This window comes from Nocardiopsis synnemataformans (assembly GCF_965343085.1).
Taxonomy (GTDB): domain Bacteria; phylum Actinomycetota; class Actinomycetes; order Streptosporangiales; family Streptosporangiaceae; genus Nocardiopsis; species Nocardiopsis alborubida.
Window position 1 is genome coordinate 1 of sequence record NZ_CBDRFA010000077.1, and the last position, 12,956, is coordinate 12,956.

11 protein-coding genes and 1 tRNA gene are annotated in these 12,956 nt (G+C 69.4%); 7 read left to right on the forward strand and 5 right to left on the reverse strand.

What is annotated here, in order from left to right; genetic code table 11:
- The first annotated feature begins 73 nt into the window (after nt 1-73).
- Nucleotides 74-439 carry a MerR family transcriptional regulator gene (locus tag ACSIH6_RS31850; protein ID WP_435112054.1) on the forward strand — a complete coding sequence of 122 codons (366 nt, stop codon included), beginning with the start codon at nt 74-76 and terminating at the stop codon, nt 437-439.
- 457 nt (nt 440-896) lie between these two features.
- Here the strand turns inward: ACSIH6_RS31850 and ACSIH6_RS31855 are convergent, their stop codons facing one another.
- Nucleotides 897-1,415: a lytic polysaccharide monooxygenase auxiliary activity family 9 protein gene (locus ACSIH6_RS31855; protein ID WP_150254945.1), complete on the reverse strand. Its 519-nt coding sequence runs from the start codon at nt 1,413-1,415 to the stop codon at nt 897-899.
- A gap of 577 nt (nt 1,416-1,992) precedes the next feature.
- Between ACSIH6_RS31855 and ACSIH6_RS31860 the strand changes: the two genes are divergently transcribed.
- Together ACSIH6_RS31860 and ACSIH6_RS31865 are read left to right on the forward strand one after the other, a co-directional pair.
- On the forward strand, nt 1,993-3,048 hold the full coding sequence (locus ACSIH6_RS31860) for a DUF4037 domain-containing protein (protein WP_435112055.1): 1,056 nt from the start codon (nt 1,993-1,995) through the stop codon (nt 3,046-3,048).
- A gap of 211 nt (nt 3,049-3,259) precedes the next feature.
- Nucleotides 3,260-4,105: an oxygenase MpaB family protein gene (locus tag ACSIH6_RS31865; RefSeq protein WP_435112056.1), complete on the forward strand. Its 846-nt coding sequence runs from the start codon at nt 3,260-3,262 to the stop codon at nt 4,103-4,105.
- A gap of 15 nt (nt 4,106-4,120) precedes the next feature.
- On the opposite strand, the gene ACSIH6_RS31870 is transcribed toward ACSIH6_RS31865, so the two are convergent.
- Nucleotides 4,121-7,120: an AfsR/SARP family transcriptional regulator gene (locus ACSIH6_RS31870; RefSeq protein ID WP_435112084.1), complete on the reverse strand. Its 3,000-nt coding sequence runs from the start codon at nt 7,118-7,120 to the stop codon at nt 4,121-4,123.
- Nucleotides 7,121-7,240: 120 nt separating this feature from the next.
- Nucleotides 7,241-7,426, reverse strand: a complete 186-nt coding sequence (locus ACSIH6_RS31875; protein ID WP_435112057.1) for a hypothetical protein — start codon at nt 7,424-7,426, stop codon at nt 7,241-7,243.
- An 859-nt stretch (nt 7,427-8,285) separates the two neighbouring features.
- Here ACSIH6_RS31875 and ACSIH6_RS31880 point away from each other — a divergent pair.
- The 3 genes from ACSIH6_RS31880 (at nt 8,286) to ACSIH6_RS31890 (ending at nt 10,305) form a co-directional block, all read left to right on the forward strand.
- On the forward strand, nt 8,286-8,798 hold the full coding sequence (locus tag ACSIH6_RS31880) for an NUDIX hydrolase (protein ID WP_435112085.1): 513 nt from the start codon (nt 8,286-8,288) through the stop codon (nt 8,796-8,798).
- A gap of 196 nt (nt 8,799-8,994) precedes the next feature.
- Nucleotides 8,995-9,414 (forward strand): hypothetical protein, encoded by a 420-nt coding sequence (locus tag ACSIH6_RS31885; RefSeq protein WP_017568427.1) that lies wholly within the window; start codon nt 8,995-8,997, stop codon nt 9,412-9,414.
- Nucleotides 9,415-9,501: 87 nt separating this feature from the next.
- Nucleotides 9,502-10,305: a DUF2786 domain-containing protein gene (locus tag ACSIH6_RS31890; protein WP_435112086.1), complete on the forward strand. Its 804-nt coding sequence runs from the start codon at nt 9,502-9,504 to the stop codon at nt 10,303-10,305.
- Nucleotides 10,306-10,517: 212 nt separating this feature from the next.
- On the opposite strand, the gene dnaN is transcribed toward ACSIH6_RS31890, so the two are convergent.
- Both dnaN and ACSIH6_RS31900 read right to left on the reverse strand, forming a co-directional pair.
- Nucleotides 10,518-11,660: a DNA polymerase III subunit beta gene (gene dnaN / locus ACSIH6_RS31895; protein WP_435112087.1), complete on the reverse strand. Its 1,143-nt coding sequence runs from the start codon at nt 11,658-11,660 to the stop codon at nt 10,518-10,520.
- 261 nt (nt 11,661-11,921) lie between these two features.
- Nucleotides 11,922-12,380: a hotdog fold domain-containing protein gene (locus tag ACSIH6_RS31900; protein WP_435112088.1), complete on the reverse strand. Its 459-nt coding sequence runs from the start codon at nt 12,378-12,380 to the stop codon at nt 11,922-11,924.
- A 142-nt stretch (nt 12,381-12,522) separates the two neighbouring features.
- Here ACSIH6_RS31900 and ACSIH6_RS31905 point away from each other — a divergent pair.
- Nucleotides 12,523-12,611: transfer RNA gene (locus tag ACSIH6_RS31905), tRNA-Ser, on the forward strand.
- The last annotated feature ends 345 nt before the right edge of the window (nt 12,612-12,956 follow it).

Genomic DNA, 12,956 nt, shown 5'->3' on the forward strand with positions numbered 1-12,956 from the left:
CTGCAACGAAACCCGCCTGACCATGTGGTCGACGTGTGCTTAAGCTAGGCCTTCACATGCATGTGAGAGTCAAGTGGAGGAGACCATCCGTATCGGGGAACTGGCTCGGCGGACTGGTGTCAGTCAACGCCTGCTGCGCTATTACGAGGAGCGGGGTCTACTACTGCCGGAACGGCGGCCCAGCGGATACCGCGAATACGACGACGCTGATGTGGGGCGGGTGCGGCGTATCCGCACTTTGCTCGCTGCGGGGCTCAGTACCACCGCCATCGCCACAGTGCTGCCGTGCACGGTTGTTACCGCTGGAGGTCTTGCCGCAGCATGCCCGGCCCTGCTGAAAGACCTGCGTCGAGAACACACCCGGATCAGCAGAACCATCGCCGAACTGAACGATGCTCGAACGACGCTCGACGCCATCATCAAAGCCACCCCGCGCTGACAGCGAGTGGAGAACGGCGCACGAGCCGCAGCAGGCAGTGCCGCGCAGGCCTTCTCGACAGACGGCGGTCGCCGATCGGCGCACGCTTGATGGTGATCGGTTTCGCACTCGCCCCACGGAGTCTGTCGGCGCACCCGTCGAACATGCGCTGTCGTGCACTACGGGCCGTCCGCTCCGTGCGACACAGCAGGCCAGCGAGTGACGACGTGAACCAGAAACCCCCGGGCCAGGAATTCGTGGTGCCTCTGGACCGGGGTTTCCATATGGTCGGGACGAACAGGACGAGGAGGTCATGGGTTCGGATCCCACCACCCCGACCAGCACGAAGGCCGGTCCCGTGGGACCGGCCTTCGTCGTGTCGGGGCCGAACAGGGGGCCTCGGCGCCGGGCAGAGCCCCGGGAAACCGCAGCCCCGGCCCGGGTGCGGGGAACCAGGCCGGGGGAAGCGTCGGGCTGCCTAGCGGATGTTCACGTCCACGCAGGCGTAGAAGGCGTTACCGGTGTCGGCGACGTTCCAGCGGGCCAGGATCGTGTGACGGCCGTTGTAGCCGGACAGGTCCACGTTGTGGTGGACGGTCGAGTTGGGCCGGGCCCCGCCGTCGTCGAAGTTGGCGATGCGCTGACCGCCGATGAAGTACTCCCAGTTGGCGGTGGCGTGCGTGACGGTCAGGGTCCAGGTGAAGTTCAGCGAGGTGCCGACCTGGGTGACGTGCCAGCCGTGGTTGTCGTCGTCGAGCTCGGAGAACCGGGAGTTGCCGCCGGAACAGCTCATCAGGCCCTTGGGGCCCTCCACGCTCTGCGGCTCCCACTGGATGCCGCCGCACTCGACCATGCCCGCCGCGCACTGCGCCTGGCGGCTCATGGGGGCCGAGACGTAGCCGTGCGCGCTGGCCGCGCTGGCGGGCATCAGGGTGAAGATCAGAGCGGTGGCCGCGGCGACGGCGGAGGCGGAGCGGATCCTGCTGAGGGTCTTCATTGAACGGGGCCCTTCTCTTCGGGTCACGATCCCGTCCGGCCTCGCGGCACGGTGCGGGGGATTCGTAGCGGGGTGACCCGGACCGTTTCCGGCCCAGGAAGTGGAGTGCGCCCGTAGGGGCTCGGATATTTCCCCCGCGGACACCGGACGTCGTTGTCCCGGCCATTCCGGGCGTCCCCGGAATTTCCTTCCACCTGTTGTCGGTAGACCGTAAAGACCCTGTCACTACACGTCAATACCCCTGTTGCGCGGGGGGACGGAGTACCACCGCACCGGCGGGTTGGCCGGCCGAACACTTTCCGGCACTGGTACTGACGACGCTTCCTCCGTCATTTGCGCCGCGAACTGGAAAGACACCTTACAGTTGCGAGTCCTGGTCTGTCGTAAAACGTTGTGGACCACTGCGCGCCCGAACCGCCTGTCGGACCAGATCTAACCGGATAGATAGATTTCCCTTACCCCCGTTCCGACACGGTCCGGCACGGTCCGGCGGTGACTCGACACGGTCCGGCGACAACGGGTCCCCGCGCCGGAAAACCCGTGGCCGCGTCCGGAGGGCGGACCTAGGCTCTGGGGCATGCCCCCGGTCTTCCTCCCCGGCCTGGAACTGTCCCGGGCCCTGTACACGGACGCGGTCGCGCCCCTGCTCGCCCGAGGACCCCGGCCCGTCGCGCACGCCGCCGCGCTGCTCGGCGCCGGGTCCGAGGTCCTCGGACTGGACACCGAGCGCTCCACCGACCACGGCTGGGGGCCACGGCTCCAGGTCTTCGTGGACGAACCCGACGAACGCGAACGCGTGCTGGCGCTGCTCGCCGGAGGCCTGCCCGAGCGGGTGCGCGGCTGGCCGGTCCGGTTCGGCCCGGACGACGGTCCTCCCCAGGCCTGGCGGCCCGACGCCGACGCGCCCGAAGGCCGCCACCGGGTGGAGGTCAGCGGGTCCGGCGACTGGCTGCGAGGTCAACTCGGCTTCGACCCGGGCGAGGGGGTGGAGACCACTGACTGGCTCGCCACGCCCACCCAGCGGCTGGCCGAGGTGGTGGGCGGAGCCGTCTTCCACGACGGCGTCGGCGCGGTCACACGGGCCAGGGAGCGTCTGGCCTGGTACCCGGACGACGTGTGGCGGTACGTGCTGGCCTGCCAGTGGCAGCGCGTGTCCCAGGAGGAGGCGTTCGTCGGCCGCTGCACGGAGGTGGGCGACCGCCTGGGCGCGCGGGTGGTCGCGGCCCGGGTGGTCCGCGACCTCATGCGCCTGGCCCTGCTGCTGGAACGCCGCTACCCGCCCTACTCCAAGTGGCTGGGCAGCGCCTTCGCCCGACTGCCCTGGGCGGCGGAGCTGACCCCGCTCCTGGCGCGGGCGCTGGACGCGGACGCCGCGGCCCTCGCCGAGGCGTCCTCCCTGGTGGCCGACCGGCAGAACCGGACCGGCCTCGCCGCCGCCTTGGACACCCGGCCCCGGCCGTTCCACGAACGCCCCTGGCCGGTGCTGGACGCGGTCCGGTTCACCCACGCCCTGCTGGCGGGGATCGCCGGCCCCGAGCTGGCCGCACGGCCGCCGGTGGGCACGGTCGACCAGTTCGCGGACAACACCGACGCGCTGACCCGGCCGGAGGTGTTCCGCTCCCTGGGGCCGTGAGCCACGTCCCAGCCGCGCGGGCGGGCTCGGGCTGGAGCGGACGGGAGCGGGGAGCACGGGCGTGCGCGGACGGGTAAGGCTCACCCTGGGGCGGGCTCTCTCCCATCCGCCTTCGGGCCGTACGCGCGCCCGGTCCGCCCCGTAACCGGACGTGCGCCCACGAGGGCGTGCCCCTCCCGCCGTGCGGTCGGGGTGTCGTACGATCCCAGGCATGGGCCGATCGTCCGACCGATCTCCTCTGCGACGGATCAGCGCGGAGGCCTGCGTCCTCGGTGGCGCGGGGTACGCCGTCCTGCTCCAGATCGCCCACCCCAGCGTCGCCCGCGGGGTGCACGACCACAGCGACTTCTCCTCCCGGCCGTTCGACCGCCTGCTCGGCACCCTCTACTTCGTGTACGGCACGGTCTACGGCACCGAGGAGGAGAGGAAGCGCCTGCACGCCATCGTGCACGCGATGCACCGCAAGGTGAACGGTCCCGGGTACCGGGCCCTGGACGACGACCTCCTGCTGTGGGTGGCCGCCACCCTGTTCCAGTCCGCCTCGCGCCTGCACGCGATGGTGTTCGGCGAACTCGGTGAGGAGGAGCGCGCCCTGCACCTGCGCGAGGCGTCGGCGTTCGCCACCGCCCTGGGCCTGCCCGAGGAGAGATGGCCCGCGTCCCCCGAGGAGTTCGCCGCCTACTGGGATGGGGCCCTGGCCCGGCTGGACGTGGGTGAGGAGGCCCGCGCCATCACCGGGCAGCTGTTCCACCCGACGAGCGTGCCCCTGCGCCCGCTGATGCGGGTCCAGCTCCTGCTCACCGGCGGGCTGCTCCCGCCGGACCTGCGCGAGCGGTTCGCGATCCCGTGGTCGCAGGCGCGTCAGCGCCGGTTCGACCGGATCGTGCGGACGACCCGCGCGGTGTACCCGTACGTCCCCCGGCCGGTGCGCGTCCTGCCCGCCACGCTGTGCCTGTGGACCATGCGGCGCGGAACCCTGGGACCGCGCTGGCTGGGGCCGCCGCGGCGTCGTTCGGGGGTGGGGCCGCGCGGCGGGGCGGGGGGAGCCGTCGGCTAGGACCGGCTGGAACCGTCAGCCGAGGGACGCGGGCGGGTTGTCCTTCAGGGCCTTCCTGGCCTGTTCCGCCTCGGCCAGTCCCAGCTCGGTGAAGATCTCCTCGGCCTCGCTGAGGAACCCCCGCGCCCGGTCCGCCGCCATGACCGGTTCGGGCAGGCTTCCGAGGGCGAGCGCGGCGCGGGCGACCATGTAGCGCTCGCCGCGCTCGACCGCGATGGCGTGGGCCCTCTCCAACTCGGACAGGGCCTCGCCGTGGCGCCCGGCCGCCGCGTAGGTCATCCCCAGGTCGACGCGGATCTCGGCGTCTCCGCTGCGGTGGCCTGACTTCTCCGCGAGCGCGAGAGCCTCGGTGTGGGACTCGATGGCCTTGTCCCAGACCTCCGCCGCCCGGTGGGCTATGCCGAGGGCGTTGTGCACATAGATCTGGTTGCCCACCAGATTCAGGCGCACAGACAGCCCCAACGCCTCGTTCAGATCCGAGAAGGCGGCCTCCAGCTCCCCCAGGCCGGTACGGGCCTCTCCCATGATGCGCTTCGCCTGAATCCTGGCTTCGTTCTGGTCCTCACCGACGACTTTCGCGGCGGCTTGCCCAGCGCAGTGCAACGCCTCCGCGTATTCCCCGAGTGCCTGTTTCACAAGGGCGAGATTGCCCCACTGCAACGCCTCCAGTCGGGCATCCCCCAACTGAATCGCATGGTCAAGCACTCCCTCGAAGGCCTCAGCAGCATCCGCGAGGTGTCCGACACGCTCGTAGACCACACCCAGGTTGGCCAGCGCTCGGATGATCCCTCTGCTGTCACCGATGGCGGTGAGCAGGTCCCTGGCCTCGGTGAGAAGCCCCAGGGACTCCTCGAAGCGCCCTGAGAGGCAGTAAGCGATACCGAGCCCGATGAGGGTCACCGCGCGGCCGCGCCGGTTTCCCTGCTTGTCGCTGATCTGGAGTACTCGCTGGTGAGAACTGATCAACAGACCCATCTGGCCGTGGAGGGCGTAGAAGCGCCACACAGCGTCGGCCATCCGCCAGGCGTACTCGCCGTTGTCCTGCGAGGCGAAGTACTCGATCGTGTCCGACAGGTTCTCCTGGTGGAGGGTGAACCAGTTCTCCGCGTCATCCCGTCCGGACAACTCGATGCGGTAACCGGGATTCACCTCGACATCGTCATGTGCGCGTGGGCCCATGAGATCTGCGGCCTGCTGGGCGGTCGCCATGTACTGCTCCGCGAGGCGGAGTCGAGCCGTCTCTATCTCCTCACTGGTCAGGACAGTGGCCGCGCGGTCGCGGGAGAAGGCGCCGATCAGGTCGTGCAGGCGGTACACGTCCCCCTGGGGCTCCTCCAACAGGCACACACCGACCAGTTCCTGGAGGATGTCGTCGGCATCCTCCACGGACATGTCCAGGAAGGCGGCCGCGCCGCCGAGATCGATCATGTTGCCGATCATCAGGCCCAACAGGAGGAACGTACGGCTCTGATTCCGGTTGAGGCTCTGAAAGGACAGGTCGATGGCGGCTTCGACGCTCTGTCCCTCGACCTGGAGCTCGTGGAACTTCCGGTCCTGTTCGCCGAGTCGGCGGGCGACGTGCGCGAACGACCACTTGGGGCGACTGAGCATACGTCCGGCCACCACACGCAGGGCGAGGGGGAGACCGCCGCAGATACGGATGATCTCGCGCGCCTGCTCCAACTCCCGCCGCACGCGTTCGTCACCCAGGACACGCCCGAGCAGTTCCAGAGAGGAAGGTTCGTCGAACACCCCGAGGGAGAGGAAACGGGCACCGCTGAGTCCGGAGAGTTCGTTGCGGGTCGTGATGAGGGTCATCGACCCCGGGGAGGACAGCAGAAGCGGGCTGACCTGGGCGTAGCTGAACGCGTTGTCGAGGATGACCAGAACGCGGCGCCCCATGAGGGTGGCCCGCCACAGCGCCGAGCGCTCATCGAGGGACTCGGGCACAGCCTCGGGTTCGACGCCGACGGCACGCAGCAGGGCGCCGAGCGCGGACGTGGCGTCGAGCGGCTCCCTGTCCGTCGTGTAGCCGTACAGGTCGATGAACAGCTGCCCGTCGGGATAGCGCTTGGCCGCCTCGTAACCGAAGCGGACCGCGGTGGTCGTCTTTCCCTCACCGCCGCTGCCCGTGATGACGCAGACCTGGGCGCGCTCCTCTCCGGCACGGGCCGCCTCGTCCAGCTGACGCAACGATTCATGGCGGCCGGTGAAGTCGGGCAGGTCCCGGGGAAGGTCGTTGCGTACTACGAAGCGTTCTCCGGTCTCCTCTTCGAACTGATCCTCCGCCGCCTCCTCGGGAAGGTCCTCCTGAAGGATCCGGGTGTGCAGGGCGGTCAACTCCGGTCCGGGGTCGACACCCAGCTCATCGGCGAGCCTGGTCCGAAACTCCTCATAGACGGAAAGCGCCCTGGCCCGTTCATTGCCGCGCCACAGGGCCGTGATGAGCAGGTGGTGCAGGCGCTCACCGAAGGGTTCCTCACCGGCCAGGGACGTCAGCCGTGTGACCACGTCGGAGTACCGGCCCAGATCCAGGGCGCAGGTGGCCCAGGCGATCACACAGGACCAGCGCTCCTCGTGCAGGGGGGCGACGACGGAGTGGTCCAGGTACTCCGAGCCGACACCGGAGAAGGGAGTTCCGCGCCAGCACCCCAGCGCCTGTTCCAGGAGTTCCACGGCCACCTTGGGCTCGGCCGTGGCCGCTCTGTTCCGGAGTCTCCGGAAGCGGTGCAGGTCGACGGATTCCGGATCGACATCGAGGATGTAGCCCCCCGAAGTCGTGGAGATACTGTCCGGAAACGCCCTGCGCAGGTGGGAGATCTGCACCTGGATGACCGAACGCGCCGTACGGGGCGGGTCGTCACTCCAGAGATAGCCGATGAGTTGGTCAATGGTGACCTCGCGGCCCAAGTGGACCAGCAGCGCTCCCAGCACACAGAGTTGGCGCGGACCACCGACCTGAACAGGTCGGCCGTCCGCCCAGACGGTGATGGGGCCGAGCACGCCGAATTCCACAAGCAGCAACCCTAGCAAGGGCCATTAGCACGAAACAGGGAATACGGGCATGCCAACGACTCCGAGTACCCCCCTCCACTCAAGTACTCGGAGTCACCGTTGGCCTACACCGAAAAGGGGTTACTTCTCCTGAGCGGGCTTCTCCTCCGAGGGCGCGGCCTCCGCGGGCACAGCCTTCTCGGGATCCCCTTCGACAGGGACGGGGTTCACCGGACTCGGCTCCTGGTAGGGGACCGCCTTCGCCTCGGGGGCGACGTCGGCGACGATCGCCTCGAACTCCTCGTCCACGGTCAGCATCTTCGGCACTCGGACTCCTCTTCTCACGGCACTCGCGTAGAGCCGCAAAGTAGCCCTACGTCTACGAAGCATCAACGGACCCCGCCTTCCGGCGGACTGGCCACCCGTGGCGGGTTCCGCCTCAAAGCACACCACGGGTGGCATGTGTCCAACGAACGTCGCACTGTGTCGGACCCGCGAGCCGTCCTCTCGCGGGTCCGATCGCGTCGAACGTGTTCCACACTAGAGAGATCCTCTTCCACTCCGCTTTCAGTCTTCTTTCAGTGCTGAAATCGGTGTGGCGACGGCGGTTCGGGAACCGCGCCATCATTGGCCACCCGGGCCCGCCATGGCCAGCGGTTGGCCGGTTGCGGACGGTCAGAGCCCGTTCACATGGTGTGCGAAGGCCGTCATGCACCACGCGCTTCCCGCCCGCGGATCCGCCTTCGACCGGGGGTGACACCCTCCGCCGGGTCTGATCCCGCTTCCTCTTCAGCCTTCCGGAAAACGACCGGGATAAACCACACGTTCCCCTCCCGACGCCGAAATCCGGGAAATTCCCAGCCGTAGGAGGACACGATTGTGCCCGCCCCCGGGAAGTCCGCGCCCCGGAAGCGACGGGTGTTCCCTTTCGAAGCTTTTCGTGTCCCTTGCGTTCTTTCTCCCGCCAGTGCGCCGGCCCCGGACCGGCTCGCCCCCGGAGGACCGGACACACCCGGACGGCCACAACGCCCCCAGCGCGTACGCCCTCGGCCGGGAATTCCCTGTGGCACCGGGCACGTACACCGGAGGAGGGCTGCGCGAGCCCGGTGTCGGGCCATAGGTTGCTAGGGAGCATGCCGATCGGACGGCACCGGCGGTCCCGGAGGGCGCGAAGTTGGAGGACGTGATGCTGGAGGGCGACGGAAACGGCTGGGTGAGCCTGCCGGACGGAACCCGTAGGTGGGGGATCTACGGCGCGGCCGGACTGCTGCTGTACGCCACCGACACCGCCGGAGCGGGCCACGTGCTGCTCCAGCACCGGGCGGGCTGGACCCACATGGGGGGCACCTGGGGCATCCCCGGGGGCGCCCGCAACCGGGACGAGACGCCCCTGGAGGCCGCCGTGCGCGAGTTCGAGGAGGAGGTCGAGGGGGACCTGGACGGGTACACCCTGCTGGGCGTTCACGAACAGGACCTGACCGTGTGGCGCTACGACACGTTCATGGCGAGCCTGCCGAGGCTGAAGCCGTTCCGGCCGGGCAACTCCGAGAGCAAGGAGGTGCGCTGGGTGCCGGTGGACTCCGCCGACGCGCTCCCGCTGCTGCCGCCGTTCCGCGCCGCGTGGCCGCACCTGTGCGCGAACCTGGTCTCGGCCTTCTCGGAGAACGGCCGCGGTCCGGGCACTTCTCCGGCCGGTTGAGCGTTGAACCCTGCGCAGGGGCCTTTCGCGCACCCGTGCCCCGGACCGGACCCGGGAGTCCGGGAGGGTGCCGGAGGGCGGTCTCGGGGGAATGTCAGGGGCGGATCCCTGATGCGCTCCGGGCTCCGGCCCCGCATGCTGGAGGGGACGGCCCGGCGAAGAGCGGCCGTCACGTTATTCGACTGGAGCAGTGGACATGACGCTGGAGCGCGGTAACGCATTCACTCCCGTCGCCTCGGCGACGATGATCTGGCCCTGGACCACCTCGGTGCTGGGGGGTGCCGCCGGTGGTGCCCTCTTCTTCCTCCTCAACCTGGGCTCGGGCCTGGGCGCCATCGCCTCCGGTCTGACCGCGGCGGTGGTCTTCTTCTCACTGATCGGTGGCGTGGGCGGTGTGATGAGCGCCAAGGCCGACCGCCGGGGCAAGCGCTACGCCGCCACCTACCCGTTCCGGTACGCGGCCGTGCCCGCCGGGATCGGCGGCGCGGGGTACGCCCTCGTCAGCATCTTCACCGGCTCGATCATCGGCGGCCTGTTCGGCGGACTGTTCGTCGCGGCGGCGATCTGGATCACCGTTGGCCTCATCGCGATGGTGGTCGGCAACAAGAACGCCTAGGCTCGGTATCTTCCGCCGATGGTGGAAAACAGATACTCACCTAGGGGAGACAACCGGGCGCCGATGACTGAATCTGCTCGTCAGAAGATGGTCGAGCGGGTCCGCGGGCTCCTCCGCATGGCGGAGGACCCCGCGGTTACTGATGCCGAGAGCCAGGCGTTCACCGCCAAGGCCGCCGAGCTGATGACCCGCCACGCGATCGCGGAGGCCGAGGCCCGCGCCGAGAGGGGCGAGGCGCCGGACGCGATCAGCCGCATGGACTACGCCGTCTCGGGGGTAGGAGGCCACGGCAAGGCACGGGTGCGCGCGCTGGCCGACATCTCCGCCGCCTACGGCTGTCAGTCCGCGGTACGGGGCAACAACTCCGAGAACACCGAGCGCGTCATGATCCTCGTGGGCACGGTGAGCGCGCTGGACGCGCTGCGGATGCTGCTGCCGTCGATCTCCATGCAGATGGAGGCGTCGGCGAAGTTCATGAGCTCGTCGCACGTGGCCGACATCCGGGAGCTGCGCAACTACACGCGCTCGGAGTTGGAGACCGAGCGCAAGCGCTACTACCGGTCGTTCGTGCGCGCCTACGGGCAGGCGGTGGCCGAGCGCATCCGTGAGTTCCGCGCGCGGTTGCAGGAGATGGCCTCGCCGGGCGGCTCAGGCGGGTCGGGGGAGAGCGTGGACGCCGCCCGTGGCGCGGAGCTGGTGCTGCTGAACGACGTGCACCGGGTGAGCGAGGAGTTCCAGAAGCAGTTCCCGCAGCTGCGCAAGCACCGGCCCGAACGCACGCACAGCGCGGCGGGGTACCGGGCGGGCTACCGGCGGGGGCGTCAGGCCGAACTGGGGCTGGACACGCCGGTGGGAAGCGGCGGTTCGTCCGTGTTGAACGAGAGCGAGTAGGCCTCTCGCCGCGAAGTTGTCCACAGGCTGTGCACAGAACCGCCCCGATTGTTGTTCTCGCATGTCAGAGGGGAAATGCGAGAGTTCAACCGGGGCGGTTCGGGTGTTCCTGGGGGCGATTACCCGGGGTTATCCACAGGAAGAACGGCATCCTGTGGATAACTCTGTGGATAAGGTGGCGACCCAGTTGAGAAAGGGTCCATAACCTCTTATCAGGACACCCGCAAAGGTTGAACCAGGTAGCGGAAGGAGGGGTTCTCCCCCTCCTTGACCGGCACGTCGGTGAACACGGCGGGTTTGGTCGGCTCGGTGAAGTTGAGGTAGGCGGTGTCGGTCTCCACACCCGCCAGTCCGTCCATGAGGTAGTCGGGACGGAAGGCCAGCCGCAGGGGCTCGCCCTCGTAGCCGACCTCGATCGCCTCCACGGCCTGGGCGTCCTCGCCCGACCCCGCCTCCAGCACGACCTCGCCCTCGGAGAAGGCCAGCCGCAGCGGGGTGTTGCGGTCGGCGACCAGCGCCACGCGCTTGACCGCCTCCGCCAGCGGCGTCACGGCCACCTCGGCGCGCGCGGAGAACTCCTTGGGGAACCAGGCGGCGTACTTGACGAACTCGCTGTCGATCAGCCGGGTGGTGGTGCGGCGCTCACCGTTCTCGAAGCCGATCATGCCCTCGCCCGGCGAGAGGCTGACGCCCTCGCCGCCGCTGGCCGTGGACAGGGCGATGTCCACGTTGGACTTGGTGAGCAGCCCACGCACGGTGTCGCTCAGCGTGCGCGCCGGAACCAGGGCGGCCGCGTCCAGGCCCTGGTCCTCGGGGCTCCACCACAGTTCGCGCACGGCGATGCGGTAGCGGTCGGTGGCGACCAGGCTCAGGGTGTCGCCGCTGAAGTCGAGGTAGGCGCCGGTGAGCATGGGCAGGGTGTCGTCGCGGCTGGCCGCCGGGGCCACCTGGCGCACGGCCGCCGCGAAGGCGTCCGCGGCGACGGAGCCGATGCGTCCGGGCATGCCGGGCAGGGTGGGGTAGTCCTCCAGCGGCATGGTGATGAGGGTGAAGCGCGCGGCGCCGCCGACGACGCGCAGCTTGGGACCGTCGCTGTCGATGTGCACCGAGCCGGACGGCAGGTTGCGCACGATCTCGGCCAGGAGGCGGCCGGGGACGAGGGCGGCTCCGGACTCCTCGGAGAGGACGTCCACCGAGGCACGGGTGGAGACCTCGTAGTCGAATCCCGACAGGTGCAGGGAGGCGCCGTCCGGAGAGAGCTCCATGCGGATACCCGAGAGCACCGGGACGGCGGGCCGTGTGGGGAGGGCCCGGGCCGTCCAGGCGACCGCCTCGGCGAACGCGTCGCGGTCCACTCGAAGTTTCACGGTGAGGCCTCCTCGTAGGGCTGTCGTTGCCGACAACGTACCCCGTGGCGACGACAATGCGCCCTCCCTCCGGGCGGAACCTCGGGCGGGGTCCGACCAGGGAGAAGGCGCGGCGGGGCGCTGACCGGGCCCGGCCCGCGAGGGCCGGAGGCCGGGGACGGAACGTGGGCGAGACCGGGGAGGGTTCCGGCCGGGCGCTGAGCGCGAGCGGGCCCGGCCGGGAACGTGACGGCTGTGGCTCCAGTGTCGCTACTTTCGGTTGGGACGCAGGGTCCAGGTGATGCTCATGCGACCGGTGATGGTGCCGTCCTCGGTGCGCAGCTCGACGTTGACGGGGAACTCGGGGCGCCTGCCCTCGTCCAGCTCGGCGATGATCTCCTCGCGCGGGCGGCCCAAGACGGCCTCGGCGGTCAGGTCGCCCGTCGCGATCTTGAGGAAGTCGATCGTGGAGGTGGTCGGCAGGGGTACGGCGCGGTCGAGCTGGTCGCCGAAGGTGCCGATGATGATGGCGCCGGAGGCTGACTCGGCCAGGGTGAACATGGCGCCCGCGTGGGGGCCGCCGACGTGGTTGTGGTGGTCGGCGTTGTCGGGCAGGCGCATGACGGCGCGCCCGTGGTCCAGCTCGGTGAAGGTCAGGCCGAGGGTCCGGACGAAGGGGACCGCGGCCAGGAAACCGGCCTTGACCGCCTCCGCCGTCTCGGGGTTCATGTGTGCCATGGCCCCTATGTTACTGCCGAGTAACCTTAGCGCGCCACCCCGGGCGCCGACGGGTGGGAACGTGTTCCCGGGCGGGCCGCGCGGGCGGAGGAGTGTGGGCTACCATGACGTGGCGGGGAGTCGCTCCCCGCGGGGAGGGTTCGCATAGCGGCCGAGTGCAGTGCTCTTGAAAAGCACCAAGTCCTTGACGGGACTTCGTGGGTTCAAATCCCACACCCTCCGCAGAATCAGGGAGTTTCCCCAGGTGGGAGGCTTCCACGGAACACGGCGAAGGCCGATGGTCCGGGCCCGTAGCACATTCGTCGCACACGGCCCGGGGAGCCACCGGCCTTCGCCGTTCACCGGTCAGGTAGCGAGGCGGTCGAGTTCAGCAGCGGGTTCCTCGCCATACGCTGGCCCTCTGCTCGCCGGATTCCGTGCGGGAACCGCTCCCTCTTTACGCAGGCCGGACCTCGTGGCGCCGGTGCGCGTCCGCGCCAGACACCGATGACCTGTGTTTGGTCCACGGCTGTGTCGGTACGTCTGAGGGGAAGCGTCCGTATGCACACCCCCTTGTCGGCGACGGCC

Bases quoted from the DNA above. Each gene is read 5' to 3' on its own strand.
- ACSIH6_RS31860 (WP_435112055.1), top strand. From the start codon at position 1,993: ATGCCCCCGGTCTTCCTCCCCGGCCTGGAACTGTCCCGGGCCCTGTAC.
- ACSIH6_RS31855 (WP_150254945.1), bottom strand. From the start codon at position 1,415: ATGAAGACCCTCAGCAGGATCCGCTCCGCCTCCGCCGTCGCCGCGGCC.
- ACSIH6_RS31880 (WP_435112085.1), top strand. From the start codon at position 8,286: ATGCTGGAGGGCGACGGAAACGGCTGGGTGAGCCTGCCGGACGGAACC.
- ACSIH6_RS31890 (WP_435112086.1), top strand. From the start codon at position 9,502: ATGGTCGAGCGGGTCCGCGGGCTCCTCCGCATGGCGGAGGACCCCGCG.
- ACSIH6_RS31865 (WP_435112056.1), top strand. From the start codon at position 3,260: ATGGGCCGATCGTCCGACCGATCTCCTCTGCGACGGATCAGCGCGGAG.
- ACSIH6_RS31885 (WP_017568427.1), top strand. From the start codon at position 8,995: ATGACGCTGGAGCGCGGTAACGCATTCACTCCCGTCGCCTCGGCGACG.
- ACSIH6_RS31900 (WP_435112088.1), bottom strand. From the start codon at position 12,380: ATGAACCCCGAGACGGCGGAGGCGGTCAAGGCCGGTTTCCTGGCCGCG.